The sequence below is a fragment of the Alicyclobacillus sendaiensis NBRC 100866 genome (assembly GCF_001552675.1).
Classification (GTDB): Bacteria; Bacillota; Bacilli; order Alicyclobacillales; family Alicyclobacillaceae; genus Alicyclobacillus; species Alicyclobacillus sendaiensis.
Genome location: NZ_BCRQ01000047.1, coordinates 1 through 22,493, shown reverse-complemented (window position 1 = coordinate 22,493; position 22,493 = coordinate 1). Strand labels below are relative to the sequence as shown.

Here is a 22,493-nt window from a genome sequence, read left to right as displayed (position 1 = left end):
GATCGGACACGCTCCGCGCCGCGCTTGTGGTACGATTGCCCAAACGGAATCGCGCGACGCGCGTTTGCATCGGGCGAGGATGGGGGATTGGGCGGATGGACTACCGCATTCACGGCACGACCATGCAGACGCTGGAGGTGCGGCTGGAGCCAGGGGAAAGCGTCTTTTCGGAGGCGGGCTGCCTGCTCGCGATGTCGCCTGGCACGTACATGGAGACGCGGGCGCCGGGCGGCCTCGCCGGGATGTTTCGGCGAGCGCTGAGCGGCAACAGCGTGTTCCTGACGTACTATCGCGCAGCGCGAGGCGAGGCGGTGGTGCAGTTCACCACGCGCATGCCCGGCCACATTCTCGCGCTTCCGCTCCACCAGTACGGCCGCGTGATCGCCGAGCGGCACAGCTTCCTGTGCGCCGAGTCGTCGGTCGACTACGGCGTGGAGGTCACGCTCAACATCGGCCGGTTTCTCGGCGGCAACGGCCTCGCGCTGACCCACCTCGCGGGCGAAGGAATGGCGTTTCTGTCGATCGACGGCGAGATCGTCGAGCGCGACCTCGCCCGGGGCGAGCGCCTCCTCGTTCACCCGGGCCACATCGCGGCGTTCACGGAAGGGATCGACTACCGCGTCCAGCTGATGCAGGGTGTCGCCAACATGCTGTTTTCGGGCGACGGGCTGTTCTTGGTGGAACTGACGGGGCCCGGGCGCGTGTGGCTGCACTCGGTGACGGTGCACAACCTGGTTCACATCATTCAGGCGTATGGGGGATCGCCGCGCTGACGCTGAGGCGCAGGGCCCCCGAGTGCGGATCTCGAAAGGGGCGCGCGTCGACGCGGAAGACGTCGCGCAGGAGGGCGGGCGTGAACACCTCGCCGGGCGATCCGTCGGCGACCAACCGGCCGCGGTGCAGGCAGATGGTGCGCTGGCAGTAAGCGAGGGCGAGTTCCAGGTGGTGCAGCGCGATGATGACCAGGCGGCCATCCTCCGCGAGAGCGCGAAGCCTGGCCAGGATGTCCAGCTGATAATGGATGTCGAGGCTCGCGATGGGCTCGTCCAGGAGCAAGATGGGCGCGCCCTGGGCCAGGCAACGCGCAATGGCCGCCCGCTGCCGCTCTCCCCCGGAGAGATGGGTGAGCGGCGCGTCCTCGTGCTCCACGAGCCCCATCACGGCAAGCGCCTCATCCACCGCGGCCATGTCCGTTCGGCTCAGCACCCCTTGCGGCGCGTAGCTGTATCGCCCCATCTCGACGAACTCGCGCACCGTAAAGGGGATGTCGTCCGGGAGGAACTGCGGCAGATAGGCCACGCGGCGAGCGCGCCAACGGGGTTCGCGCGCGTGAATCGCCTCGCCCATCACCTGGACGACGCCGCCCGTCGGGCGAAGGACGCCCGCCATCGCGCGCAGAAGCGTGCTCTTGCCCGCACCATTCGGGCCCACCAAGCCCACCATCTCCCCCGGCCCAAACGCGGCGCAGATGTCCTCCAACCTGTGGTGATAGTGAAGATGGAAAATGTCCATCATAGGCCGATGTCCCTTCCACGCCGCTGCCGGTACAAGAGGTAGAGAAAAAAGGGCACGCCGAGGCACGAGGTCACGATGCCGACGTTCAACTCCGCGGGTTGGACGACGGTTCGGCCGACGAGATCGGACAACGTGAGGAGCACCCCGCCCCCGAGCGCGGACGCGGCGAGGAGCGGGCGGTGGTTCGCGCCGATGAGGCGGCGCAGGATATGCGGCACGATGAGGCCCACAAACGAGATGACCCCCGTGGTGCTCACGGCCACGCTCACGATGAGCGCGGCGACGGCGAGCGAGGCGCGCTTGATGCGCTCCACGTCCACGCCCACCGCTTCGGCGTGCTCCTCGCCTGTCGTGAGAATGTCGTACGCAAAGGAGAGGCGCAAAAACGCGGTCAGCGCGACCGCGTTGACCCCGGCGAGCATCGCGGCCTCCGTCCAGTTGGATCCGTCCAGACCGCCGAACAGCCAGAACATCATCTGCTGCATCTCCTCGAGCGGCGAAAGATCGAGGATGGCCGTGATCACGGCGCTGCACAGCGAACTGAGCGCCACGCCGGCCAAGAGCAGGCGGTAGACGTCGGTGCGGCGCGCACTCGTCGCAAGCCGGTAGATGACAGCGGCCACGGCCAGCCCGGAGGCGAAGGCGAGCAGGGGCGTGGCCGCTACAGACCGCGCGGAGAGCCCCGTCGCAACGGCGATCACGGCCCCGAGCGCCCCGCCGCTTGACACGCCGATGACGCCCGGATCCGCCATGGGGTTGCGTAGGATGGCCTGCAGCACGGTCCCCGAAAGCGCGAGCGCCGATCCCGCCAACACGGCCACGGCGAGCCTCGGCCAGCGAATCGCGCCCACCACCACCGCGTCAAGGGCGCGGTGACCGGCGAAGTACGCCCACGTGTCGCCAGGGATTTGCCAGAAGGGGATGGAAACAGGCCCGAGGCCGATTTCGAGCGCGGCCGAGGCGAAAAGCGCAAAGAGGAGCGCTCCAAAGGCCCAGGCTCGGCGCCTCGTCATGCAAGCACCTTCGGCGCGTTCAGGTGCACGCTGGGATGCAAGACTTTCGCGACGTCGTACACGGCCCGGACGACATACTGCGACGCCGAGGAAAGGTCGGCGCTGTTGATGGCGTACAGGTGGTGCTCGCGCACCGCCGTGACGGACCGGAGCGCCGGATCGGCGGCGAGTTTCTTCAGGAACGCCGCGTCATCCGACGAGTCGATGATCACATCCGGGTTCCACTTCACCATTTGCTCGTCCGTGATCTTCTGCCACCCGTTCAACACGTGCGCGACGTTCACGCCGCCCGCGTCGCGGATGATGTCGTCGACCGTCGTGTCGCGCCCGGCCGCATATCCGTACGAGCCGTAGTCGAGGACGGTGGGATGCGGTTGGCCCTGAACTGCGCCTTCAATTTGCGCAATGTCCTGCTTCATGTTGGCGACGACGGCGTTGGCCTTCGCGGGCTCGCCGACGAGCCGGCCGACAGTCAAGATGTTGCGTTCGATGTCCGAGATGGAGTTGAAATCATTCAGGCTAAACGTGTACATGGGAACGCCCGCTTGTTGGAGCTGCGTTCGCACCGACGGGTTCACATAGCCCGCCTCGAGGACGAGATCCGGATGGACGGCGAGTGCCTGCTCCGGGTCGTCCCCGCTCCAGGCGCGAATCCCCTTGACCTGGGCGACCACGTTCGAGTATTCGGGATTGGACGCCAACGTCGTCACGAGCGCAATGCGGGATTTCGGCACGAGGGAAACGAGGATCTCGTCGGTGCCCTCCGAACCGGACACGATGTGCATCGGTTGGTGTTTCAAGGTGACCGTGTTGCCCATGTCATCCTTCACGGTCATGGGATACGAGACGGCAGAGGCCGCGCTGGTGTTCGAGGTGAGGCTGTTGTGCGTGGCGTTTGGCGTGCCGCAGCCCGCGACCTCCGCCGTGAGCGCTGCCACCAAGGCAAATGCGGCTCCTTTGGACAACGAGCGTTTCAACACGTGTGGACCCCCTATCTTTGTGTAGAGCGGTCCCTGTCGAAGAAACGGCGGGATGGCGTGCGCATCCCGCGCGCGTGCACGCGCCTTTCCTCGAAGGGCGTCCGCATGTCGCTGGGCAGGTCTCCTGGCTCACAGGACGTCACCGCGCGCCTTCCCACCCAAGCGGCAGTGGCGTCGCGGCTTGGCTTTGCAGAGCCTGCTCTCCTGTTCACAGTGGCGGGACCGCGCCGGAGTTTCACCGGCTTCCCTATTCTCTTCGCCGCGTTGCCGCGCGAAGCACCCAGCGACGTGGATCGATTTCCATCGTAGATGGGGACGGATGGCTTGTCAAACGGCTGGCGTGTCACACCACGCGGTTGACAGACGTCTCATCGACAAAATGGATAAAGCACGCCAGCCCCGTGCAGGTGAACATCCCGAAGCTTCCCGGCCCACCTATCATGGTGAGCGGTGAGCGCCAAGATCGATCCGCCCGAGGTGTTCCTCGAACTCGCGTCCGGCGCAAATGGCACGCTGGTTCCCACCACCTACTTCTCAGGCCGGGCCGAACAGCCTCGCGCACTGACGCCAGGCACCGCCGCTTCGGGCAGAACTGGCTTACGGGTGTCGGGCGAAATCCGCACCTCAAACCGACCGGCGCTCACTTGCCATCGCGAAAGACGACCGGGCTGTGCTCGTACGAAATTTCGTCCACGCCAGCCCGCGCGTTTGCCGCGCGGGCCATCACAAACAACAAATCGGACAGGCGGTTCAGAAAGCGCAGCGCGGCCTCGGGCACCGGTTCTTCGGCGGCGAGACGCCACGCTTCGCGCTCTGCGCGCCGAACGACGGTGCACGCCAAGTGGAGCGCCGCCCCCGCGGGGCTTCCCTGCCGCAGGACAAACTGCGTGAGCGGCGGGCCCTCTTCCTGATATTTGTCGATCAGCGGCTCGATCTCGTCGACCCACGACGCGACGACCTTCGGCACGTAGTCCTGCGCGGAAGGCGGCGCCGCCAGGTCCGCGCCCACGTCCCACAAGCGCTGCTGAAGCCAGAGGGTGAGCTGGCGCATGTCCGAGAGCCGCTCGTCCTGCATCAGACTCGTGGCGAACCCGAGCGCGGCGCACGCTTCGTCCACGGCCCCGTACGCTTCGATGCGCTGGTCGCCTTTGTACCTGCGCTCGCCTCCGATGAGCGCGGTGGTGCCGCGATCGCCCCCGCGCGTGTACAACCTCATTCCGCATCCCTCCCTAACCTTGCTCGTTCCGAAAACATGGCAGTTCCTTCGAGCACATCGAGCCCAGCTCGCAAGATGGGCCAGGCCATGAGCGCGCCCGATCCCTCGCCCACGCGCAGGCCGAGATCGAGCAGCGGGCGCTTGCGGAGCTCGCCGAGCAAGAGCGCGTGCGCGGGCTCGGGCGACAGGTGGCCTGCAATCAGAACATCGCGGACGCCAGGCCGCGCGCATTCCGCCCAGAGGGCACAGGCGCCGACAAGCACCCCGTCCAGGAGGACAGGCAGGCCGAGAGCGGCAGCCTCGAGAATGGCGCCACAAATGGCTGCGAGTTCAAGGCCGCCGAGGTGCGCGAGCCCTGCCAGCCAGCGCGCGTCTCCCGATGGAAACGCAGGTTCGCGCTCACGCCAGACGCTGAGCGCAGTGCGCACCACGAGGCGCTTCTCGGCGAGGGCCTGCTCGTGAATGCCTGTGCCCGTCCCGACGACGAGATCGACGTCGACGCCGAGAAGCCACGCCGAGAGCGCGCTGGCCGCGGTCGTATTGCCGATGCCCATCTCCCCCAGGATGACGAGGTCGGCCCCGTCCGCACGCACGTCGCGCACGGCCTCCATGCCGATTCGAATGGCCTCGGCGCACTCCTCGAGGGTCATGGCGGGCCCGCGCGTAAAGTCGCGCGTGCCGGCGGCCACCTTCCTCCGGCGGACGTCCGGATGGCGAGGCGTGGACACCATGCCGACGTCGTACACCCGCCAAGGGACGTCGAACGATCTCGCCAGCACGGTCGACACACTTTGGCCAGATGCGATGTGGTTCACCATCTCCTCCGTCACGTGTTGGCCGTAGCGCGAGATGGGGCGGTCCTTGGCGACGCCGTGATCGCCCGCGAAGAGCAAGAAGAACGGTCGGCGAATGCGCGGATGCGCCGTGCCCTGGATGGCCGCGATGTCGCAGAGCACGGGTTCGAGGGAGCCGAGACTGCCGACGGGTTTCGCGAGCGCATCGAGACGCGCCTGAAGCTTCGCGCGCCAAGCCGGATCGGCGCGGCGCGGCGATGGCAGATGAAGTTTGGTTTCCGCCAAGCTCTCCACTCCTCCGCTTCCTGTCTTCCTCCGATGTATCAGAATGGCCCAAGATGCGCAACGGCAACGCGCGAAATCGACAGATGGCATGTGAGTTTCGTCAGAGTTGTGGTAGAATAGATAAGGGAGATGATGGTCATGGGCAACCATGAGCAGATTTGCCCCCGATTCGAATGGGCGTTTGCGTTGCTCGGCAAGCGCTGGACCGGCCTCATCATTCGCGTCTTGCTCGAGGGGCCCAAGCGCTTTAAAGATATCTCGGATATGATTCCCAACATGAGCGACCGCATGTTGGCCGAGCGGTTCAAGGAGCTGGAGCGAGCCGGTCTGGTCGTTCGGCGGGTGTACGCGGAGACGCCCGTGCGGATTGTGTACGAGTTGACGCCGAAGGGTGAGGCGCTTCGCCCGGTCATGGAAGCTGTCCAGAAGTGGGGCGACGAATGGGTCACCGACTCCGACTGCGATGAATATCAGCGCCGGTACAAGTGTTCATCGCGAGATCGCGCACTGTAGAGCATACAAGACGAGGTTTTCGCACAGGCTGTCGCCAGGGCATCCGCCCATGGGGCAGCCTCTGTCGTGTGAGCAAAACCTCGCGTCAGCAAAGATGGCAGGAGTTCTGCGAGGAGTGAGACGCGTGAGCGCGTATAAAATCCCGAGCCGCCTGCAGGTGCTCGGCTCCGACATCGACCGGTCTCAGCTGAAATATCACGATCGCCGGGTGGCCGTGACGAAGGAGTTCACCTTTGACGCGGCGCACCACCTTCACGCCTACGACGGGAAGTGCGCCAATCTTCACGGCCACACCTACAAGGTTGTGATGACCGTGAGCGGGCACGTGAACGAGATCGGCATGGTCGTGGACTTCGGCGATCTCAAGCGGCTGTTTGAAGACGTGATCAAGCGCCGACTGGATCACCAGTATCTCAACGAGGTCCTTCCGCCGATGAACACGACGGCGGAGAACATGATTGTCTGGATGTGGGAAGAGCTGGAGCGCACGCTGGAGGCGTACGCGGGTGATCGCGGCGTGCGGCTGGAGCGGCTCGTGCTGTACGAGACGCCGACGAGCAGCGCGTCGCTCGAACGGGCGTGGATGTCATGAGTCGGAGCACGGCTTGTTCCCACGCGCCCTGGCAAGATGCGTACGAAGAGGCGAAGCGCGGCGATCCCGGCCAGATCTCGCTGCCCATGGTCGAGATCTTCGAGACCGTGGAGGGCGAGGGCACGCGGGCGGGTTTCCCGACTACCTTTGTGCGGGTGTTCCACTGCAACCTGCGCTGCACGTGGTGCGACACGCCGTACAGCTACGCCCCGGAGCGCCCGGCCTTTCACGCCACCATCCGGGAGATTGCCGAACAAGTCCAGGGGTTCGGCTGGCCGAGCGTGTGTCTCACCGGAGGCGAGCCCCTCATCCACCGGCACAAGTCGCAGTTGCTGATTGAGGCCATTGCGGACATTCCGTCCGTTCGGGACGTGCATATCGAGACGAACGGCGCGATCGACGTCCGGCCGTTTGTCCGGTTTCGAGACGCCTCGGCCCGACTGCGCGAAGTCGTGCGATTCATCGTCGACTACAAGCTGCCCGCGAGCGGAGAAGAGCGCCACATGGTTGGCGAGCACCTGACGGCCTTGTCCGAGCGGGACGAGGTGAAATTTGTGATTGCCGACGAGCGCGACTTTGCGCGAGCGCTGGAGGTCATGGCGACTCACCCCACGCGCGCCACCGTCCTGATGAGCCCGGTGTGGGAGACCATGCCTCCCCGGGATCTCGTGGCGCTCATCCTGAAACACCGCCTGCGCGACGTGAAGCTCAACCTGCAACTGCACAAGGTCATTTGGGATCCCAACGCGCGCGGAGTGTGAAGAAGGAGGCCTATTCGTGCTCATTCTCTTTGACGCATACGGCACGCTGTTCGACTGGCATGGCGGCATGGCCCAGGCGCTCGTGCAAGAAGGCATTGAAGCCGACGAGGCCGCGCGGCTCGCGGCGGACATTCGCCGGGTGCAGCTCCAGCTCGCTTGGCACGCGGCACTCACCGAGACCTACCGCGACTTCGACCGCGTCACGCGCGACGCGGTGGCGCACGTCCTTACAGGGCGCCTCGAACCCGAAGCTGCCCTCCGCGTTGCCCGCGCGCAGGATGACCTGCCGCTTTTCCCCGACGTCGCGGACAGCCTCACGCGGCTTCGTGGAACGCGGCTCGCCATTCTGTCCAATGGCACGCTGCGCGCGCTCCAAGCCGCCCTTTCCCGCCACGGCCTCCTGTTTGCGTTCGATCACGTCGTGAGCGTGGATCCCGTTCGAACCTACAAACCCGCTCGCCGCGCTTACCAGCATGCGCTGCAGGTCCTCAAAGCGGAGAAGCGGGACGTGTTGTTCGTGTCGAGCAACGATTGGGACGCAGCCGCTGCGGAGCACTTCGGGTTTCGCGCCTGTCTCCTCGACCGGACCGACACTCGCCCGCTGCCGTATGGGCGCGCGCCGGACGCCGTGATCCCGTCGATGGCCGAACTCCCCCATCTCGTGTCCTCCATCTGGACCTCATGAAGCGAGCTGCCAACGGGTTGTCCGCTGGCAGCTCGTTCTCGTTTCGCGCGCCTTTACGCGCGGCCCGCGAGGCTCTGCTCTGCGTACGCCACGAGGCGCTTCGTGATCTCGCCACCCACCGAGCCGTTCTGGCGGGACGTGGTGTCCGGGCCCAGGTTGACCCCGAACTCCGTCGCGATCTCGTACTTCATCTGATCCAGCGCCTTCGAAGCCTGCGGAACGAGTGTGCGATTGCTACCCGAATTGTTTGCCATCGTCCATTCCCTCCTTGTGTGGTGGTGATGACACCTGTAGTGTGACCGGGCCATTCGACCGTATGCTCCAGGCGGCGCGCCAATTGTTGACTCGGCTGGCGTTGCGATTGCCCCGAAGAGGCTGTACATTGGATGGAAATGAAGTCAAATCGCAAAGCGGTGGATGTGAGAAGGATCGATGTCGAATCGCGTAGCCATCGTCGATCTCGGATCGAACTCGTGCCGAATGTCGATTTTCGAGATCGACGGGGAATCGTATCGCCCCGTGTATGAAGTGAAACAGAACGTCCGCCTCGCCGAAGGCATGATGGGAAATCGCCGCCTGACGGACGCGAGCGTGGAACGCGCCATCGCCTGCCTGCGCCAGTTCGTGCGGCAAGGGGCGCTTCACGAAGTCGGCGAATGGATACCGGTGGCGACGGCGGCGCTTCGCCAGGCCGAGAACGGCGAGGACGTTCGCCGAAGGATCGAAGAGGAGACTGGCCTTGGCTTTCGCGTTCTCACGGGCGAAGAGGAAGCGCGGTATGGATTTCTCGGCGTGGTCAACACCATGCCGATTCATGACGCCGTCATCTTTGACATCGGCGGCGCGTCGAGCGAGATCGCGCTCATGCGGGACCGCGCGCTCATCCGCGCAGCGAGCTTGCCTTACGGTGCGCTGAACCTCCGCGAGATGTTCGGCCAATACGGAGAACAGTCGTGCGTGAAAATGGCGAGCGACCAGGCGGCCGAGGCGCTCGCGGTGCACCCCTGGGTGCAAGAGGGCGAACTTCTTCCACTCATCGGGCTCGGGGGAACGGCCCGCGCCCTGGCGAAGCTGTTTCTTGCCGAGACGCATCGAAAGACGCCGCGGCTGCACGGTTTTGAGCTACCCGCCTCGTACGTCGAGGTGAAACTCAAGCAACTTCAGCAGATGAGCGTGAACAAGCGGCGCAAGATGAAGGGCATCGCGAAGCACAGGGCGGAGATCATCACGACGGGGCTCGCCGTGCTCGCCACGTTCGTGCGCACCCTGAAGCCCCCTTCGCTCTTCGTCAGCCGCTGTGGCATTCGCGAAGGGCTGTTGTTTGAACGATTGCTCGGCGCCGCCCATCCGGTGGTGCCCTCGGTGCTGGAGTTCAGCGTCCGAAATTTCCAGCGCCACTTTCGGATCGATCGCGCCGCAGCAGGCGCGGTCGCTGACATGGCCATGCGGCTTTGCGCGGCGTTGTCCGCGCGGCTGAACCTGGACGCGAGCGACCGGCTGGTGCTGTGGACGGCCGCGCAAGTCGAAGCCGCGGGGGCGTTCGTTCACCCCGAACGGTGGCGCGATCACGCCGCCTACCTGGTGCTCCACTCGGATCTGTATGGACTCCGGCCCGCCGAGTGGCAACTCGTGGCTCAGGTGGTCCGCTTCGCTCACCGGGAGCCTCGCGCCAAGAAGTTGTCCCTGTTGCTCCGCCTGTCCAGGTGGCTGGCGCTCGAGCTCGGCGTCGAACCGCACGAGATCTCCAAGGGCAAGGGCGGCGAGATCCAGGTGGAAGCTCGCCGCAAGCTTCGGGACATCGCGGAGGACACGGCGGACGCGAAGGTGGCGGAAGACATCCGCAAAGCGCTTCAGATCACGTGCGTCTTTCGCGAGCCGAACTCCGCGGCGCTCACGTCCGCTCGCTGAGCGCGTGGCAGCGCAGCACAAGGGCGGAGCACCTGAAGCCAGGCGCTCCGCCCTTTGTCACTCGCCCTCGCCCGCCCGGTCGTGAACGCCGAGCGGGGTCTTTCGCTTCTCCTTCAGAAACACCCAGATGAGAAGCGCGAGCCCTGCGGCCACGGAAACCAGCGCCGTCCACTGCGCGGCATCCCACCCGAAAACGCCGCGCGGCGAGTCTCCGCGCAGCATCTCCAAAAAGAATCGGCACACGTTGTACGCCACGAGATAATAGCCAAACGGAAAGCCAAGCGGCCAGCCCTTTTTGCGCTGCAAGATCACGAACAGCAGCGCGAACAGGGCGACGTCCACCATGCCCTCCCACGTCACTGCGGGCCACAGCGGTTGGCTTCCGTAGGTTTCGTAAGCGAGCGTGTCGGGAGGATACACCTCGCCGAATCCTTTGTGCGTCGGCGCGCCAAACGCACTGCCGTTCATGAAGTCGGCGTCCCGCCCAATGCTCTGTCCCAGGAGGATGCCCGGCGTCGCGATATCCGCGAAATGCAGGAAACTCAAGCGATGCCTGCGCAAATACCAGATGGCCGCGGCCAGTGCGCCCGCGATTCCGCCCTGAATAGACAAGCCGCCGTTCCACACCTGGACAATCTGTCCGGGGTGTTGCGAGTAGTAGCCCCAATCGAAAAAGAACACTTGCCAAAACCGCGCACCCACAATGCCGCCCACGAGAAGCCAGGGCGCGAGCCCCCACCAGTGGTCCGCGTCTCCAGGATTTCCTCGGATTTTCGCGAGATAAAGCGTCACCCCGAGGCCGAGCAGAAATGCAAGCGCAAAAATCGTGCTGTACGAGCGAACCGGGAAGGAGCCGATGAAGAACCAGTACGAGTGCACAGCCGCTGCACATCCTTTGCCACGAACATCTGTCCAATGGACCCTGTAGACAGCCTACCGGTTCACGGGCAGCGCGTCAACGGCGCCTTACGACCAGCCGGTGGTGTCAAGCGCCCGCCCGATGACCTGAAACCGTCGGCGGTGTAAGCGAACGCGCGACACGTCCCACCTGCGCCCTTCGCCCGACGCGGGCGGCAAGTGGCCCTGCTCCGCCGATGGAGAATTGGCGTGCGCTGCCCCCTCGACGCGAAGGCGCATCAAGGCGACGAGGTGGACATCCAGCAACTGGCTGATGCGAATGACCTCGCTGTCCTGCAGGCCGCGCCCCTCCGCGCGTTCGATCATCTTCTTCCGCAGATGTTCAATGAAGTCCGTCGTCTGTCCTTTTTCTGACATACTATCCCCCTACCCCAAACGACAGCCAAACACCAACGTCCACCATTATACGACGATTGTCGGGCGCCATCGCACGCCAATATGGGCAAAACCGTGGCGATTTTGTCGATCCATGGAGGAATCCGTCGATCCCGTCACACCTGAGCCTGTCGTTTGCGCACGCGGCCGCTGAGATCGTAGGGCGTCACCTGATACACGCAGTAGTTCAACCAGTTCGCAAACAGCAGGTTGGCGTGGGCGCGCCAGCGATTGATTGGCGTCCGGGCGGGATCGTCACCCGGAAAATAGTTCTTGGGCAATTGGGTCTCCAGGCCGCGCTGGACGTCCCGTTCGTACTCCTCCGCGAGGGTCGTCGCGTCGTATTCGGGGTGACCGGTCACGAAAATTTGGCTCGCGTCCGGCGTGGCGGCGAGGTAGAGGCCGGCCTCGGCCGAGGTCGACAAGATCTGCAGTTCAGGCACGCGCGCGACGTCTTCGATGGCCACGTCGGTGTGCCGGGAATGCGGCACGAGGAAGCGATCATCGAAGCCGCGTGTCAAATCGCAGCGCAAATCCACCGTGTGCTCGAAGACCCCAAAACACTTCTGCGGAAGCAGCCGTTTTGGAATGCCGTAGTGCCTGTACAGGCCCGCCTGTGCCGCCCAACAGATGTGCATGGTGGACGTCACGGCCGACCGCGTCCAGTCCAGGATCTCGCACAACTCGTCCCAGTAGGTGACCTCTTCAAAGGGAAGGTGCTCCACGGGAGCGCCCGTGATGATCATGCCATCAAACGCCTGCTCGGACACCTCGTCAAACGTCTGATAGAACATCTCCAGGTGTTCAGCCGACGTGTTTTTCGCGACATGGGAGCGCATGCGAAGCAGCGTCACCTCCACCTGCAGAGGCGAATTTCCCAGCAGGCGCAAAAGCTGCGTCTCGGTGACCTCTTTCTTCGGCATGAGGTTGAGGATCAAGATTTTCAGAGGGCGGATGTCCTGCGTGAACGCCCGCTCGTAGCCCATGACAAAGATCTGCTCGGCGGCGAGAATTTCTTTTGCAGGCAGATCGTCCGGCACTTTGACGGGCATGCTGACCCCCACCTTTCTGCGTCTTGGCGCTCGCCTTGAGCGCAACGCAATCAGTGTAGCACAGGCCTTGACGCCAGCAAAGCGAGGGGTTGAGGACCGGTCTCAAGCGCAAAGCGCGCTCATAACCTAGTCATGACCCAGGGGGGATGTCCGATGATGTTCGGCGCGGTGATGTGCATCCTCTGGATGGAGGGCTTCGCGGTGATCCAAAGCGCTCGTCGACTCGAACGCGGTCCGCTCGCGGGATGGGTCTTCTCACCTGCTCATCTGATGCGGCTGACCTTCGCGGTGCAACTCGCCGTCGAAATGGCATGCCGGAGCAAGACCATGGGGGGATGTGCGGCTGCCGCGATGGGCTGCCTGGCGGGCGTCGTCGCGCTGCGCCCGCGCTCACTCCTCGAGATGTCGGAGCTCATGATGGAGGTGTTTATGGGCATCTCCATGGGCATCTTTCTGATTGGCAACATGCCGGCGCACATCGCGTGGCTGCTGCTCTCGCCCATCGCGGTATCGAGCGGAATGGCCTTTGTGGGCGGTTTGCGTTCGGCGGCCGCCTCTTAGACGATGTCGTGGCCATCCGCCTGGCCTTTCCGAAGCGCCTCGGCCATCCACGCCGGCCTTTGCGCGCGGGTCACTCGAGGCGCCGGCTGCGGCCGCATGCTCCAATACAAAAGCGTGACGACGACGGACCCTATCGACACGACGAGCGGGACATACGAGCCCATGACCACCGCCTCAATCACGAGATAGCTCGCGAGCATCGCGACGAGCGGGGATACCAGCCACGTCTTCAAAATGGTCCGCACCACCTTTTGGCGCCATACGTCGAATCCGATGTGCGATTGCCCCACGCCGAAAATCGCGAGGGTCGTCGCCTGAACCTGGGGCACAGGGATACCGCCGAGCGCGGCGGCGAGGACGAGGCTCGCGCTCGTGACCGAGACCACAATGCCTTGCAGGACAGACAGATTGGTGATCCGCTTGGCATTGGTTTCAAGTACGCGGCCGCCGAGCGCGAACGCGCCGAGGGCGACAAACAGCGCGCCCCAGTACAGGCCCGCGTGAACCGTCAACACGTGGGACGCGACGAGGGGGCCGACCGCATTGGCGACGTTGTGCATCCCGGCGGAAAACGCCTCGTAACATCCAGAAGCGACGAGCACGGCGTAAAGCCCCACTGCCACTGCGCGCCCCCGCCGGCTGATCCATGGGTCGAGCCTGCGCGCGACAAGACCGAGGAGGTACGAAAGGACCATGGACAAAAACGGGACCACGAGCCACATGGAGATGATGAACGCGAGACGTCCCGCGTGCACGTGCCCGACCGCGAGTCCCGCGCCCACCACGGCTCCGACCGTCACCTCACTCGTGGACAGCGGCACGCCGACGACGTTCGAGATAAACAGCGTCGCGCAGGCGGCGGCGAGGACAATAAGCGTGATTTCCACCGTCACGAGCCGCGACGGAACAATGCCGTTGGAGATGGTGGAGACCACCCTGCCGCCTCCCAAGGTCGCCCCAAGAAACGCGAACACGGAGACCAGGAAGAGCGCCAACCACTTTCGGCGGATTGCGCCCGCGCCGTAGGCCGCCCCCATGGAGGCCGCCGTACCGCTCGCGCCGATGTTGGCTGCGAAAAACATGGCGACCAGCCAAGCCGCTAAGACCATCCCGCATCCCTCTTTCTACGCTCGACGCTCGGCGGTGCTTAAAACAGAGTAAAGTACATTATTAAGTCGGAATTAGTGTATCAGAAAAGTTTTTCTTATGCAATGGACCTCGGCCACCTCAGCGGCTCACCCGCCGAGGTGGTCCTGCCAATCCTCCGCAGGCTGAGCCGTCACGATGGACGTAATGCGGTTGTCGTCGTCCACCAGGACGACGGACGCCTTGAAGGTCTCCCATTCCGCCTCGTCCACCCACGCCAGCGACAGGACAATGACGCGATCGCCCGGCTGAAAGTGGCGCGCCGGCGGCCCGTTGAGACAGACGGTGCCGGATCCTTCCTGTCCGGGGATAGCGTACGTCGCCCACAGGACGCCGTTTTCCAGGTTGGTGATCTGCACCATCTCGTACGGGCGGATGTGCGCGGCCCGCATGAGGACGGGATCGAGCGTGATGCTGCCTACGTAATGGAGATCCGCCTGTGTGACACGAACGCGATGGAGCTTGCCTTTGCACATTTGCCGCAGCACGGGATACCCTCCTCGCACAGGATCGCTTCAGCATACGCGAGTAGGGCACATCCGAATGCCGGACGCCCCGCGCGGCCCGTCAACCGGCGGGCTGAGAAGCGTCTGTGCCGCCCTGCTCCGTCGCATTCCCCGTCGCATTCCCCGTCGCATTCCCCGTCGCATTCCCCGTCGCATTCCCCGTCGCATTCCCCGGGTTGGGTGATCCCGTCGCCCGCCAAGTGATGGAGCCCATGCCAAACGTGGACACGAATTCGTCGAAGAGCAGCCGTCCGGCCAGAGCATGCCCGGCCTCATCCGGATGCCATGCGTCCCCATAGTACATCTTCCAGCTTTGATGATGCGCTTCCATATACAGCGTCATGTCGCGGTTCAAGTCGAGATAGTACACGTTCGGGTTGTCCAACGAGGCCACCACGTCGCTCTCCACCTGCATGTACGCCTCGTCCTCGGCGTGATTGTACGTCGCCGTCGCCTTGGTCACCGGCGAAGTCACTACGAGCACCACCGCGTGTTGCGCCAGCGCCTGTTCGATCTCGTCCTCGATGGCCTGCCGAAACGCCTCCAACGGCGTTTTGTCGTAGATGTCGTTGAGCAGCCCCCACGAAAGGATCACGACCTGCGGCTTATCTTCCTCCAGCCATGCCTGGTACTTGCCATCTCGGTCAAGCGTCACGGGCGATCCGCCGACCACCGTCCGATCGTCATACACGTACGTGGTGTCCGTCGAGGCCGTCAGCGCGGCGAAGGCGCGGCGTAGATAGCTGTCGTCGTGGGGATCCTTCCAACCGTGCGCCATGGATCCCCCGACGACCATCACCTTTTCCGTGGTCAACCGAGCCGACAGGGAGGCCGTGCCGTCGGCCGCGAGTACGCTCGTGTCCCGGCTCTGGAGCCACCCCACGCACCATCCGCCCACCGCCAACACCGCGCCCGAAGCGATCCATCCGAGCCGCCGGCCCCAGGTGTGCGCGCCCCGCGCGGTGAGACGGACGACGTGCCTTCGCCTCACGTCGGCCTCACCCTCTCTGCATCGTCTTTCGCGTCTCCTCCGTGATACCACACGTTCGTTGAAATACGTTCAAAACGTCAGCTCACGGGGCCGTGATCGACGCAATGTGCCCGGCCGATGATCCGGCAGATGTGGTCCCGGTCCACCACGTCGTCGTCGAAAGTCACGACCGCAATTTGATCGGCGAGATCCACGTCGAAGTGGCGGACGCCTTCCACGGCGTGGAGCGCGACAGACACCTTGTTCGCACACAGCGGACACGTGGCGTCGCGAAGCGTGAGCGTGGACAGGGTCATGCGTTCTTCCTCCTCCCGTCTTTGGCCATAGCATGAAGCGAGCTTGGGCGCGTTATGCCTGCATGATGAGGTTGACTATGGAAGACAATAAGCTCAGAAGCCAGGGGAGGGAAGCTCATGCACTGGTTCAAGTCATTCACGGAGCGGACGGGATTCACAAATCCCGTCCGCGGGCGGTACCGCCCGCGGATTCCGAACCAGCAGGATATGCCGACCTACACTGGCCATCTGGAGGACGCGCTCAAGTACTTTCGAAGCACCGTCGGACAAAGCGACGACTTCGTGGTGCGGATTTTCGAAATCGGCAAGGTGACGGGCGCACTCCTCTTTTACACCAGCATCTGCGACAAACGCGCGGTCGAGGACGCGCTGCGGGCGATTCACCGCCACCGCTTCCCCCGCCGCCCGCCGCGCCCGCTGCCGCAGTACCTCGTGGAGCGCGTGCTGACGGGATCGGAAGCCATGTTCATGGCGAGCACGTTCGAGTTGAAACAGGCGATTGCAGCCGGCAAGCTGGTCATGCTCCTCGACGGCCACCCGCCGGCGATTGTCATCAGCGCGAAAACTGTGGAACACCGAGCGCCCGACCAGCCCATACTCGAGACGTCGACCCGAGGCTCGCAAGTCGCCTTCGTGGAGAACATCGACATCAACCTGGGCATGATCCGCCAATACATGTCCACGGACACGCTGATCATCAAGCGATGGTCCATCGGGGTGCGGTCGCACCGCGTCGTGGCCATGGTGTATGTCCGCGACATCGCGAATCCGATTCTCGTGGAGACGGTCTCCAAGCGCCTCGAGGCCATCCACACCGACATCATCAACGGATCGGCGGCAGTGGAGCAGCGCATTGTCGATCATCCGTGGTCTTTGTTCAGCCTCGTGCGCGTGACATCGCGCGTGGATGGGGCGTGCACGGAGCTGAACCAGGGCAAGGTCGCCATTGTCGTCGACGGCGACCCGACGGTGCTTCTCGCGCCGGCGACGTTCCAGGACTTCTTCCAGACCGTCGAGGACTACATGCACACCTGGTGGGAAGCCACCTTCATGCGGCTTCTGCGCGTGGTGGCGTTTGTCCTCGCCGTCTGGCTTCCGGCGCTGTACATCGCGTTTGTCGACTACAGCCCGGACCTTCTCCCGAAGACGATGGCGCTGCAAATCGCCCAATCGCGGCAAGGCGTACCGTTTCCAGCTGTGATGGAAGTCATCATTTTACAGCTCGTCGTCGAGATTCTCCGCGAGGCGACGCTGCGCATGCCGAGGCAAATGGGCCAGGCCATCAGCATCGTCGGCGGTCTCGTTGTGAGTGAAGCCATCGTCCAGGCGGGCATCGTCTCGAATGTGCTCCTCATCGTCGTGGCGCTGTCCGCCGTGGCCGTGTTCGTGACGCCGAGTTACGAGTTCACCGTCATGACGCGGCTTGGCGGATGGGTGATGATCGTCGCGGCCACGCTGCTCGGTTTTTACGGCGTGGTCCTTGCCACCATTTGGGCCTTATTTGAGATCTGCAACCTCTACTCCTTTGGCATCCCCTACGTGGATCCACTGGGGGGCGAGCACGTCAAGGACACCTTCGTCGACGGACTCGTGCGGTTGCCCATCACCGTGCTGGATCGCAGGCCTGAACACCTGCACCCCGTGGACACCACGGGCGACACGGACCTCATGGTCCCGATGCCAAACCCGCAGCTCGAGAAGTGGGAACCTGGGGGCAACCGCCCACAAGCCGATATGCGGCGCCAGAAGGAGAAATGGCGGAAAAGGAAGAGATTAGAGCTATGACGATCCGGCGCACGCGCTGGCTCGTCGCCGCTCAGGCAGCGATGCTCCTCGTGCTCGCGAGCGGATGCGGCGATTACCAGAAGATCAACGATCGCTCGCAAATCATTGGCATCGGCGTGGATCCCGTGCCGGGCAAGCCCGACTTGTTGGCCTTCACGCTTCAGGTTCCCGATCTGGAGCTGGCGACGCAGCAGAGCTCGAGCCTCGGCACCAGCGGGCGCCAGGGCGGCGAGTCCGTCCCGTACAAAAACTTTTGCGTCGAGGCAACCTCGGTGCAATCCGCCATCTCGCGCGCGCAGACGATGTACGACAAGACGTTTTTCCTCGGCAACCTGGAGACCGTCGTGTTTCAGACGGGATTGAGCGAACGGGACCTCACGCGCGTCACCGAGCAGCTCATGCGGGATGAGACCATCGACAAGCTCGCGTACGTCGTGGCGACGCGCGATTCGGCGCGCTCCGTCCTGGAGGCGAGGACCGACTCCCCTCCGGCGACCGCCATCGAAGCGATGTGGTATAACGGCATGCCGGAGCGCGGCTACTCCGCGCCAGAAAAACTGTGGCAGTTCTGGAGAGACGCAGAGCTCATTGGCCGCGAGCCGCACGTCCCCCTCGTGGAGGCGACGGACAACAGCATTCGCATCGAAGGCACGGAGCTGTACCTCGGCTACCAACCGGTCGGATGGCTCTCGCCCGACGACACGGTGTTTTTACAACTTTCTCATGGGTCAGGTCCGCGCCATCTCCATCTCCATCCCGGACGGCAACCGCTCGTTTGACGTCCGCATCGTACAATCGCGCGCCCACCAGCGCGAAGTCCCGACGCCGCAGGGCATGGTGTTGTTCGACGACATTCACGTCCGCGCCAAACTGAACGCCACGGAGACCATGGCGCAGCGCCCGCTCACGAACCGGGAGGCGGAGCGATACGAGGACGTGGTGGAGCGCTACCTGCAGGCCAACTGTGCGCGGGTCCTCCGGGCGATGCAATCCGTCCAAGCCGACACGCTCGGCTTTGGGTACCGTTACCTGATTCATCACCCCGAGCGGATCTACGAGATTCGAGATCACTGGGGAGAAGCGTTCGGTCGCGCGCGCATCCGCGTGACCGTGAAATGCCGCATCTCGCGCGAGGGCAATCTTCTCTGATCAAGCAGGAGGCGAGCGAAGGTGAACGCGCAGAACGAGCGTCTGTATAACCTGTCGGCGTTCCAGGCCATTGCGCTCTTCTCGTCGAGCTTCCTGCCGGTGATGTTCTGGATTTATCCGACCATCGCCGTTCACTACGCCCGGCTGGACGCCCAATGGTCGCTTCTGTGCACCGTACTCATTGGCGTCTTCATCAGCTGGGTGCACGGGCGGCTCAACGACAGGTTTCCCAACATGCCCGGTCCCGACTTCGCGTGCTTGGTGTGGGGAAAGTGGATGGGCAAGGCCATCACGGCGCTCTACGTGCCCGTGTACCTGCTGTTTCTGGGGGTCAGCCTGTACTTCGCGATTTCGCTCATGAAGTACTTCTTTCCGCTGACCATGCGCATGTGGCTCGCCCTCGCGATGATCGTCGTCGCGTGGCGCGGGGCTTGGTGTGGCGTCGAGGCCATGGGGCGAGCGTCGGCCATCGTGCACCCGCTGACGTTCGCGGGCATCCTGGCCTCCTTCGGCGCCATTCTGGCAAACGCCGATCAGCCGCTCATCCCCATTTCCTTCACCAGCCTGTCGCAGACGGCCTCGGGCGTCTACCACCTGCTCCCCCTGTACCTCGGTATGGATCTGATTCTCGTCTCGAGTCCGTACTACCGGCACCGCCGCGGCAAGAGCGAATGGTATCCGGTCATCGCCACAGCCATTGGGGGCGTCGTGGTGATACTCGTGTTCTTTGCCATCGTCGTCAATCTCGGATTCACGCCGACGGAGCGGCTCGCCTACCCGGTTCAGATGGTCATTCAGCTCATCCGCCTGCGGGGGTTTCTCGTCGAGCGCCTCGGCATCGTCATCATCATCCTGTCGGTCGCCTACACGACACTGTTTCTCGGCAACCACATCTGGGCGCTCTCCTCCACCGTCGCGCGCATCGTGGGCGTCTCCGATCACAAGTTCCGGCCTTTCACGTTCTTCGTGGCCCCAAGTATCTTCGCCATCAGCCAGATCATCGCGATGACAACACAGGCCCGGGACATCGTCACGGCCATCCTCGCGCCGGCGAGCTGGGTGGTGGTGGTCGTCATCCCCCTCTGCACCTACCTCATCGCCAGCCTTCGCGGCATCCGCACCGACACGCGCGAGGAGATTCAACCGAAGGGGCGCCAGCGCCGCGCCGCGCGCAGGCGCGCGCGAAGATCCCCGTGAGCGGCCATTGTCATCTGCGCCCGCGTCTGCTGAAATAGACGCAAGAGCCAGACCTACGCACCGCAGACGGGAGGCGTCCACGTGATTCGTTTGCGCGGCCACCACTTGCTTTGCCTGCTCGGCTATCGCGGCATGGGCTACTCCGAAGCGTACGTCCGCAACATGACGGAGGTCTACGAAACCCTGCGCACGAAACCGCAGACGCGCGTGTGCATCGTGGCCGGACCGGACGATCTCTGCCATCACTTTCCTGACAATCAGCCGTACCACTGTCAGAGCGCGTCCGTCCATCGCCGAGACGCCAAAGTGCTCGCGCGCCTCGGGCTCCGCGCGGGGCAGTGCCTGCCGTGGCGCGAGATTGAGCGCCGCGTGCGGGATCGCGTCCGCCCGGAGGACATCCGGTCCTTGTGTCACACGTGCTCGTGGCGCTCGCTCGGCGTGTGCGAGGAAGGCGTGGACTTGGTGCGCAGGCGCCTACCGCTCCCGCCCGCCCCTCCGCCGCCCTAATCGCTACGCGGGGCTTTGCGCGGCAGGGAGAAGGATGGTGACGGTCGTCCCTCGCCCCTCCTCGCTCTCCATCAGGAGCTCGCCGCCGTGATCGGCCACGATTCGCTTGGAGACCATGACGCCAAGCCCCGTGCCTTGCTCCTTCGTCGTATAAAACGGCTCGCCGATGCGCGCGAGCACCTCTGGACGCATGCCGCTGCCCTGATCCGCAATTTGCACGCAAGCCCGGCCGCCATCCTCCCACAGCGACACGCGCAGGACGCCTCCTCGAGGCATGGCTTCGATGCCGTTTCGCATCAGGTTGATCAGCACCTGCTTGAGCTGATTCGAATCGCCCGCCACCGTCACGGACGCGGCGCGAGACGCGTATTGAATGTCCACGCCGTGCAGAAGCGCCTGCGCGTTCATAAAGGCCACCACCTCTTGCACCAGGTCCACCAGATCGAGTTGCTGAAACTGGGGGCGATCCGGCCGGGCCAACCGCAAAAGCTCCGACACGATGGCCTCCATCCGCGACACCTCGCCGCGCATGATCTCGAGGTAGCGACGATTGTGCGATCTCGCCCGCTGGTACATGAGGTCGATGAAGCCGCGCAGCGCCGTGAGTGGATTGCGGATTTCGTGCGCAATGCCGGCCGCGAGCTGGCCCACCGCGGCGAGCTTATCGGATCTCGCCAAGAGCTCCCGCGACGCCGCGAGCGCGAGCTCGGATTCCTTCTGCGCCGTCACGTCCCTCACTGCGCCGAACAACACCCCGCGCCCCCCATCGCGCGCGTGGTAGCGGCCGACGGATCGCACAGAGCGAATTTGCCCGCGCCCCGTGAGGATGCGGTACTCCAGCTCGTACGTGTGGGTGTGCAGGGCGCACGCGACGGCCTGCTCCACGAGCGGCCGATCTTCCGGAAGGACGGTCTCCAAAAACGCGTCGTACGTGGAGGCGAAATGTTCAGGATTCACTCCCCAGATGTCGTACACCTCTTGCGACCAAGTGAGCCGCCGCGTGGTGACATCCAGCTCCCAGTAGCCCGTTTTCACCAACCCGTACGCTACCTGAAGCCGCTCAATCGACGCCTCGAGTGCCCATTCGCGTTCCTGGCGATCCGTCACGTCGCGATGCCACACCATGACGCCGACGAGCTCGCCGCGATACTCGTCCGGCAACAACACGCTGTCCACCCATCGCACGGCGCCGAGCGCGCCGTGCCCCCACAGGAGCCTCGCGGCCGCGCGCCCGGTCAACACCTGAAGCCAGACACCGGCCCAGCGGGGTCGGTCTTCCTCGCGCATGGGCCAGCTTGCAAACGACCGCCCCACGAGGTGTTCATCGTTCATCCACGGGCGCACGGATGGCGTCACATACAGACACTCCGCGTTCAAAGCGTGGTACGAGACCCAATCGGGGCCCTCGCGAAAGGCGCCGTCGAGCGCTTCGCCCATCGCCCGCAAGCGCGCGTCTAGAGAGGGAAACTGGCTGTCTTCCATCGAATCCACCTTAGCTCCGCTGCCTGAGTGCGAAAAAAAGCCGAACGGGCTTTGCCCGTCGGCCACACCCATCCGCCGCTTTACATGCTCTTGCCGACCGCAGCGGCGTCTTCCGCTATCTACGCCAATCGGTTGTCAATCCTCTCGCCCATCGAGCCGCCTCACGTGGGCGCATCTACGCGTATCATAACGAATCCGCTTCCTCAAGACAATCCTCAACAATTTCCACGTCCGTGTCAAGTTTTCGTAGGGGCAAAGTCCGTGTC

At 64.2% G+C, this 22,493-nt stretch carries 26 protein-coding genes and 1 riboswitch; of the genes, 12 read left to right on the top strand and 14 right to left on the bottom strand.

Going from position 1 to position 22,493, the window contains the following annotated elements:
• Nucleotides 1-773, top strand: a 773-nt coding sequence (locus AS26_RS09965; RefSeq protein WP_245629714.1) for a TIGR00266 family protein, incomplete at its 5' end; no start/stop codon positions are given.
• Here the strand turns inward: AS26_RS09965 and AS26_RS09960 are convergent.
• The 5 genes from AS26_RS09960 to cobT form a co-directional block, all read right to left on the bottom strand.
• A complete protein-coding gene (locus AS26_RS09960) occupies nt 742-1,515 on the bottom strand; it encodes an ABC transporter ATP-binding protein (protein ID WP_062309057.1) in 774 nt (257 codons plus the stop codon). The two genes, AS26_RS09965 and AS26_RS09960, sit on opposite strands and share 32 nt — an antisense overlap.
• On the bottom strand, nt 1,512-2,528 hold the full coding sequence (locus tag AS26_RS09955; RefSeq protein WP_062309054.1) for a FecCD family ABC transporter permease: 1,017 nt from the start codon (nt 2,526-2,528) through the stop codon (nt 1,512-1,514). The genes AS26_RS09960 and AS26_RS09955 overlap by 4 nt, the downstream gene beginning before the upstream one ends.
• The gene (locus AS26_RS09950) at nt 2,525-3,508 is read right to left on the bottom strand and encodes an ABC transporter substrate-binding protein (RefSeq protein WP_062309052.1); all 984 of its coding nucleotides are present in this window, start codon (nt 3,506-3,508) and stop codon (nt 2,525-2,527) included. Before AS26_RS09950 ends, AS26_RS09955 begins: the two co-directional genes overlap by 4 nt.
• Nucleotides 3,509-3,605: 97 nt before the next feature.
• Nucleotides 3,606-3,807: riboswitch (cobalamin riboswitch) on the bottom strand.
• A 341-nt stretch (nt 3,808-4,148) separates the two neighbouring features.
• Nucleotides 4,149-4,724 (bottom strand): cob(I)yrinic acid a,c-diamide adenosyltransferase, encoded by a 576-nt coding sequence (locus AS26_RS09945; RefSeq protein ID WP_062309049.1) that lies wholly within the window; start codon nt 4,722-4,724, stop codon nt 4,149-4,151.
• The gene (gene cobT, locus AS26_RS09940; RefSeq protein WP_245629713.1) at nt 4,721-5,812 is read right to left on the bottom strand and encodes a nicotinate-nucleotide--dimethylbenzimidazole phosphoribosyltransferase; all 1,092 of its coding nucleotides are present in this window, start codon (nt 5,810-5,812) and stop codon (nt 4,721-4,723) included. The genes AS26_RS09945 and cobT overlap by 4 nt, the downstream gene beginning before the upstream one ends.
• Nucleotides 5,813-5,932: 120 nt before the next feature.
• Here cobT and AS26_RS09935 point away from each other — a divergent pair, with 120 nt between their 5' ends.
• The 4 genes from AS26_RS09935 to AS26_RS09920 all read left to right on the top strand — a co-directional run bounded on the left by AS26_RS09935 (nt 5,933) and on the right by AS26_RS09920 (nt 8,354).
• Complete coding sequence (locus AS26_RS09935) at nt 5,933-6,316, top strand: winged helix-turn-helix transcriptional regulator (RefSeq protein WP_014464815.1); 384 nt, start codon at nt 5,933-5,935, stop codon at nt 6,314-6,316.
• 124 nt (nt 6,317-6,440) lie between these two features.
• On the top strand, nt 6,441-6,908 hold the full coding sequence (queD, locus tag AS26_RS09930) for a 6-carboxytetrahydropterin synthase QueD (protein ID WP_062309045.1): 468 nt from the start codon (nt 6,441-6,443) through the stop codon (nt 6,906-6,908).
• On the top strand, nt 6,905-7,669 hold the full coding sequence (locus tag AS26_RS09925) for a 7-carboxy-7-deazaguanine synthase QueE (protein WP_062309043.1): 765 nt from the start codon (nt 6,905-6,907) through the stop codon (nt 7,667-7,669). The genes queD and AS26_RS09925 overlap by 4 nt, the downstream gene beginning before the upstream one ends.
• Before the next feature lie 16 nt (nt 7,670-7,685).
• Nucleotides 7,686-8,354: a haloacid dehalogenase type II gene (locus AS26_RS09920; RefSeq protein WP_062309040.1), complete on the top strand. Its 669-nt coding sequence runs from the start codon at nt 7,686-7,688 to the stop codon at nt 8,352-8,354.
• Between the two features lie 53 nt (nt 8,355-8,407).
• Here the strand turns inward: AS26_RS09920 and AS26_RS09915 are convergent, their stop codons facing one another.
• Complete coding sequence (locus AS26_RS09915) at nt 8,408-8,608, bottom strand: alpha/beta-type small acid-soluble spore protein (RefSeq protein ID WP_008337062.1); 201 nt, start codon at nt 8,606-8,608, stop codon at nt 8,408-8,410.
• 178 nt (nt 8,609-8,786) lie between these two features.
• On the opposite strand from AS26_RS09915, the gene AS26_RS09910 reads away from it, so the two are divergent.
• Entirely contained in the window at nt 8,787-10,262 is a 1,476-nt protein-coding gene (locus tag AS26_RS09910; RefSeq protein ID WP_062309037.1) for a Ppx/GppA phosphatase family protein, read from the top strand.
• A gap of 57 nt (nt 10,263-10,319) precedes the next feature.
• Here the strand turns inward: AS26_RS09910 and lgt are convergent, their stop codons facing one another.
• From lgt to metA, 3 genes are all read right to left on the bottom strand, one after another.
• A complete protein-coding gene (gene lgt, locus AS26_RS09905; RefSeq protein ID WP_062309035.1) occupies nt 10,320-11,141 on the bottom strand; it encodes a prolipoprotein diacylglyceryl transferase in 822 nt (273 codons plus the stop codon).
• An 87-nt stretch (nt 11,142-11,228) separates the two neighbouring features.
• On the bottom strand, nt 11,229-11,537 hold the full coding sequence (locus AS26_RS09900) for an aspartyl-phosphate phosphatase Spo0E family protein (RefSeq protein WP_062309033.1): 309 nt from the start codon (nt 11,535-11,537) through the stop codon (nt 11,229-11,231).
• Nucleotides 11,538-11,671: 134 nt separating this feature from the next.
• Nucleotides 11,672-12,607 carry a homoserine O-acetyltransferase MetA gene (gene metA, locus AS26_RS09895; RefSeq protein WP_062309030.1) on the bottom strand — a complete coding sequence of 312 codons (936 nt, stop codon included), beginning with the start codon at nt 12,605-12,607 and terminating at the stop codon, nt 11,672-11,674.
• Between the two features lie 153 nt (nt 12,608-12,760).
• Here metA and AS26_RS09890 point away from each other — a divergent pair, with 153 nt between their 5' ends.
• Nucleotides 12,761-13,168: a hypothetical protein gene (locus AS26_RS09890; RefSeq protein WP_062309028.1), complete on the top strand. Its 408-nt coding sequence runs from the start codon at nt 12,761-12,763 to the stop codon at nt 13,166-13,168.
• On the opposite strand, the gene cysP is transcribed toward AS26_RS09890, so the two are convergent.
• The 4 genes from cysP to AS26_RS09870 form a co-directional block, all read right to left on the bottom strand.
• The gene (gene cysP, locus AS26_RS09885) at nt 13,165-14,277 is read right to left on the bottom strand and encodes a sulfate permease (protein ID WP_062309026.1); all 1,113 of its coding nucleotides are present in this window, start codon (nt 14,275-14,277) and stop codon (nt 13,165-13,167) included. The two genes, AS26_RS09890 and cysP, sit on opposite strands and share 4 nt — an antisense overlap.
• A 126-nt stretch (nt 14,278-14,403) precedes the next feature.
• Complete coding sequence (gene panD / locus AS26_RS09880) at nt 14,404-14,802, bottom strand: aspartate 1-decarboxylase (RefSeq protein WP_062309024.1); 399 nt, start codon at nt 14,800-14,802, stop codon at nt 14,404-14,406.
• Nucleotides 14,803-14,881: 79 nt separating this feature from the next.
• A complete protein-coding gene (locus tag AS26_RS09875) occupies nt 14,882-15,811 on the bottom strand; it encodes an SGNH/GDSL hydrolase family protein (RefSeq protein ID WP_062309022.1) in 930 nt (309 codons plus the stop codon).
• 77 nt (nt 15,812-15,888) lie between these two features.
• A complete protein-coding gene (locus AS26_RS09870) occupies nt 15,889-16,107 on the bottom strand; it encodes a heavy-metal-associated domain-containing protein (protein WP_062309020.1) in 219 nt (72 codons plus the stop codon).
• Between the two features lie 117 nt (nt 16,108-16,224).
• On the opposite strand from AS26_RS09870, the gene AS26_RS09865 reads away from it, so the two are divergent.
• The 5 genes from AS26_RS09865 to AS26_RS09850 all read left to right on the top strand — a co-directional run bounded on the left by AS26_RS09865 (nt 16,225) and on the right by AS26_RS09850 (nt 20,745).
• On the top strand, nt 16,225-17,892 hold the full coding sequence (locus AS26_RS09865) for a spore germination protein (RefSeq protein WP_062309018.1): 1,668 nt from the start codon (nt 16,225-16,227) through the stop codon (nt 17,890-17,892).
• Nucleotides 17,889-18,671 carry a Ger(x)C family spore germination protein gene (locus tag AS26_RS09860; protein WP_245629712.1) on the top strand — a complete coding sequence of 261 codons (783 nt, stop codon included), beginning with the start codon at nt 17,889-17,891 and terminating at the stop codon, nt 18,669-18,671. Before AS26_RS09865 ends, AS26_RS09860 begins: the two co-directional genes overlap by 4 nt.
• Nucleotides 18,616-19,041 carry a Ger(x)C family spore germination C-terminal domain-containing protein gene (locus AS26_RS14705; protein WP_245629711.1) on the top strand — a complete coding sequence of 142 codons (426 nt, stop codon included), beginning with the start codon at nt 18,616-18,618 and terminating at the stop codon, nt 19,039-19,041. The genes AS26_RS09860 and AS26_RS14705 overlap by 56 nt, the downstream gene beginning before the upstream one ends.
• A gap of 21 nt (nt 19,042-19,062) precedes the next feature.
• Nucleotides 19,063-20,238, top strand: coding sequence for a GerAB/ArcD/ProY family transporter (locus AS26_RS09855; protein ID WP_062309016.1), 1,176 nt, complete (start codon nt 19,063-19,065; stop codon nt 20,236-20,238).
• Nucleotides 20,239-20,319: 81 nt separating this feature from the next.
• Nucleotides 20,320-20,745: a DUF1284 domain-containing protein gene (locus tag AS26_RS09850; protein WP_062309014.1), complete on the top strand. Its 426-nt coding sequence runs from the start codon at nt 20,320-20,322 to the stop codon at nt 20,743-20,745.
• Between the two features lie 3 nt (nt 20,746-20,748).
• On the opposite strand, the gene AS26_RS09845 is transcribed toward AS26_RS09850, so the two are convergent.
• On the bottom strand, nt 20,749-22,227 hold the full coding sequence (locus AS26_RS09845) for a PAS domain-containing sensor histidine kinase (protein ID WP_062309012.1): 1,479 nt from the start codon (nt 22,225-22,227) through the stop codon (nt 20,749-20,751).
• Between the last annotated feature and the right edge of the window lie 266 nt (nt 22,228-22,493).

Bases quoted from the DNA above. Each gene is read 5' to 3' on its own strand.
- AS26_RS09870 (WP_062309020.1), bottom strand. From the start codon at position 16,107: ATGACCCTGTCCACGCTCACGCTTCGCGACGCCACGTGTCCGCTGTGT.
- AS26_RS09925 (WP_062309043.1), top strand. From the start codon at position 6,905: ATGAGTCGGAGCACGGCTTGTTCCCACGCGCCCTGGCAAGATGCGTAC.
- metA (WP_062309030.1), bottom strand. From the start codon at position 12,607: ATGCCCGTCAAAGTGCCGGACGATCTGCCTGCAAAAGAAATTCTCGCC.
- cysP (WP_062309026.1), bottom strand. From the start codon at position 14,277: ATGGTCTTAGCGGCTTGGCTGGTCGCCATGTTTTTCGCAGCCAACATC.
- AS26_RS09890 (WP_062309028.1), top strand. From the start codon at position 12,761: ATGATGTTCGGCGCGGTGATGTGCATCCTCTGGATGGAGGGCTTCGCG.
- AS26_RS09845 (WP_062309012.1), bottom strand. From the start codon at position 22,227: ATGGAAGACAGCCAGTTTCCCTCTCTAGACGCGCGCTTGCGGGCGATG.
- AS26_RS09865 (WP_062309018.1), top strand. From the start codon at position 16,225: ATGCACTGGTTCAAGTCATTCACGGAGCGGACGGGATTCACAAATCCC.
- AS26_RS09910 (WP_062309037.1), top strand. From the start codon at position 8,787: ATGTCGAATCGCGTAGCCATCGTCGATCTCGGATCGAACTCGTGCCGA.
- AS26_RS09900 (WP_062309033.1), bottom strand. From the start codon at position 11,537: ATGTCAGAAAAAGGACAGACGACGGACTTCATTGAACATCTGCGGAAG.
- AS26_RS09945 (WP_062309049.1), bottom strand. From the start codon at position 4,724: ATGAGGTTGTACACGCGCGGGGGCGATCGCGGCACCACCGCGCTCATC.
- AS26_RS09935 (WP_014464815.1), top strand. From the start codon at position 5,933: ATGATGGTCATGGGCAACCATGAGCAGATTTGCCCCCGATTCGAATGG.
- AS26_RS14705 (WP_245629711.1), top strand. From the start codon at position 18,616: ATGGGTCAGGTCCGCGCCATCTCCATCTCCATCCCGGACGGCAACCGC.
- AS26_RS09960 (WP_062309057.1), bottom strand. From the start codon at position 1,515: ATGATGGACATTTTCCATCTTCACTATCACCACAGGTTGGAGGACATC.
- AS26_RS09955 (WP_062309054.1), bottom strand. From the start codon at position 2,528: ATGACGAGGCGCCGAGCCTGGGCCTTTGGAGCGCTCCTCTTTGCGCTT.
- AS26_RS09860 (WP_245629712.1), top strand. From the start codon at position 17,889: ATGACGATCCGGCGCACGCGCTGGCTCGTCGCCGCTCAGGCAGCGATG.
- AS26_RS09915 (WP_008337062.1), bottom strand. From the start codon at position 8,608: ATGGCAAACAATTCGGGTAGCAATCGCACACTCGTTCCGCAGGCTTCG.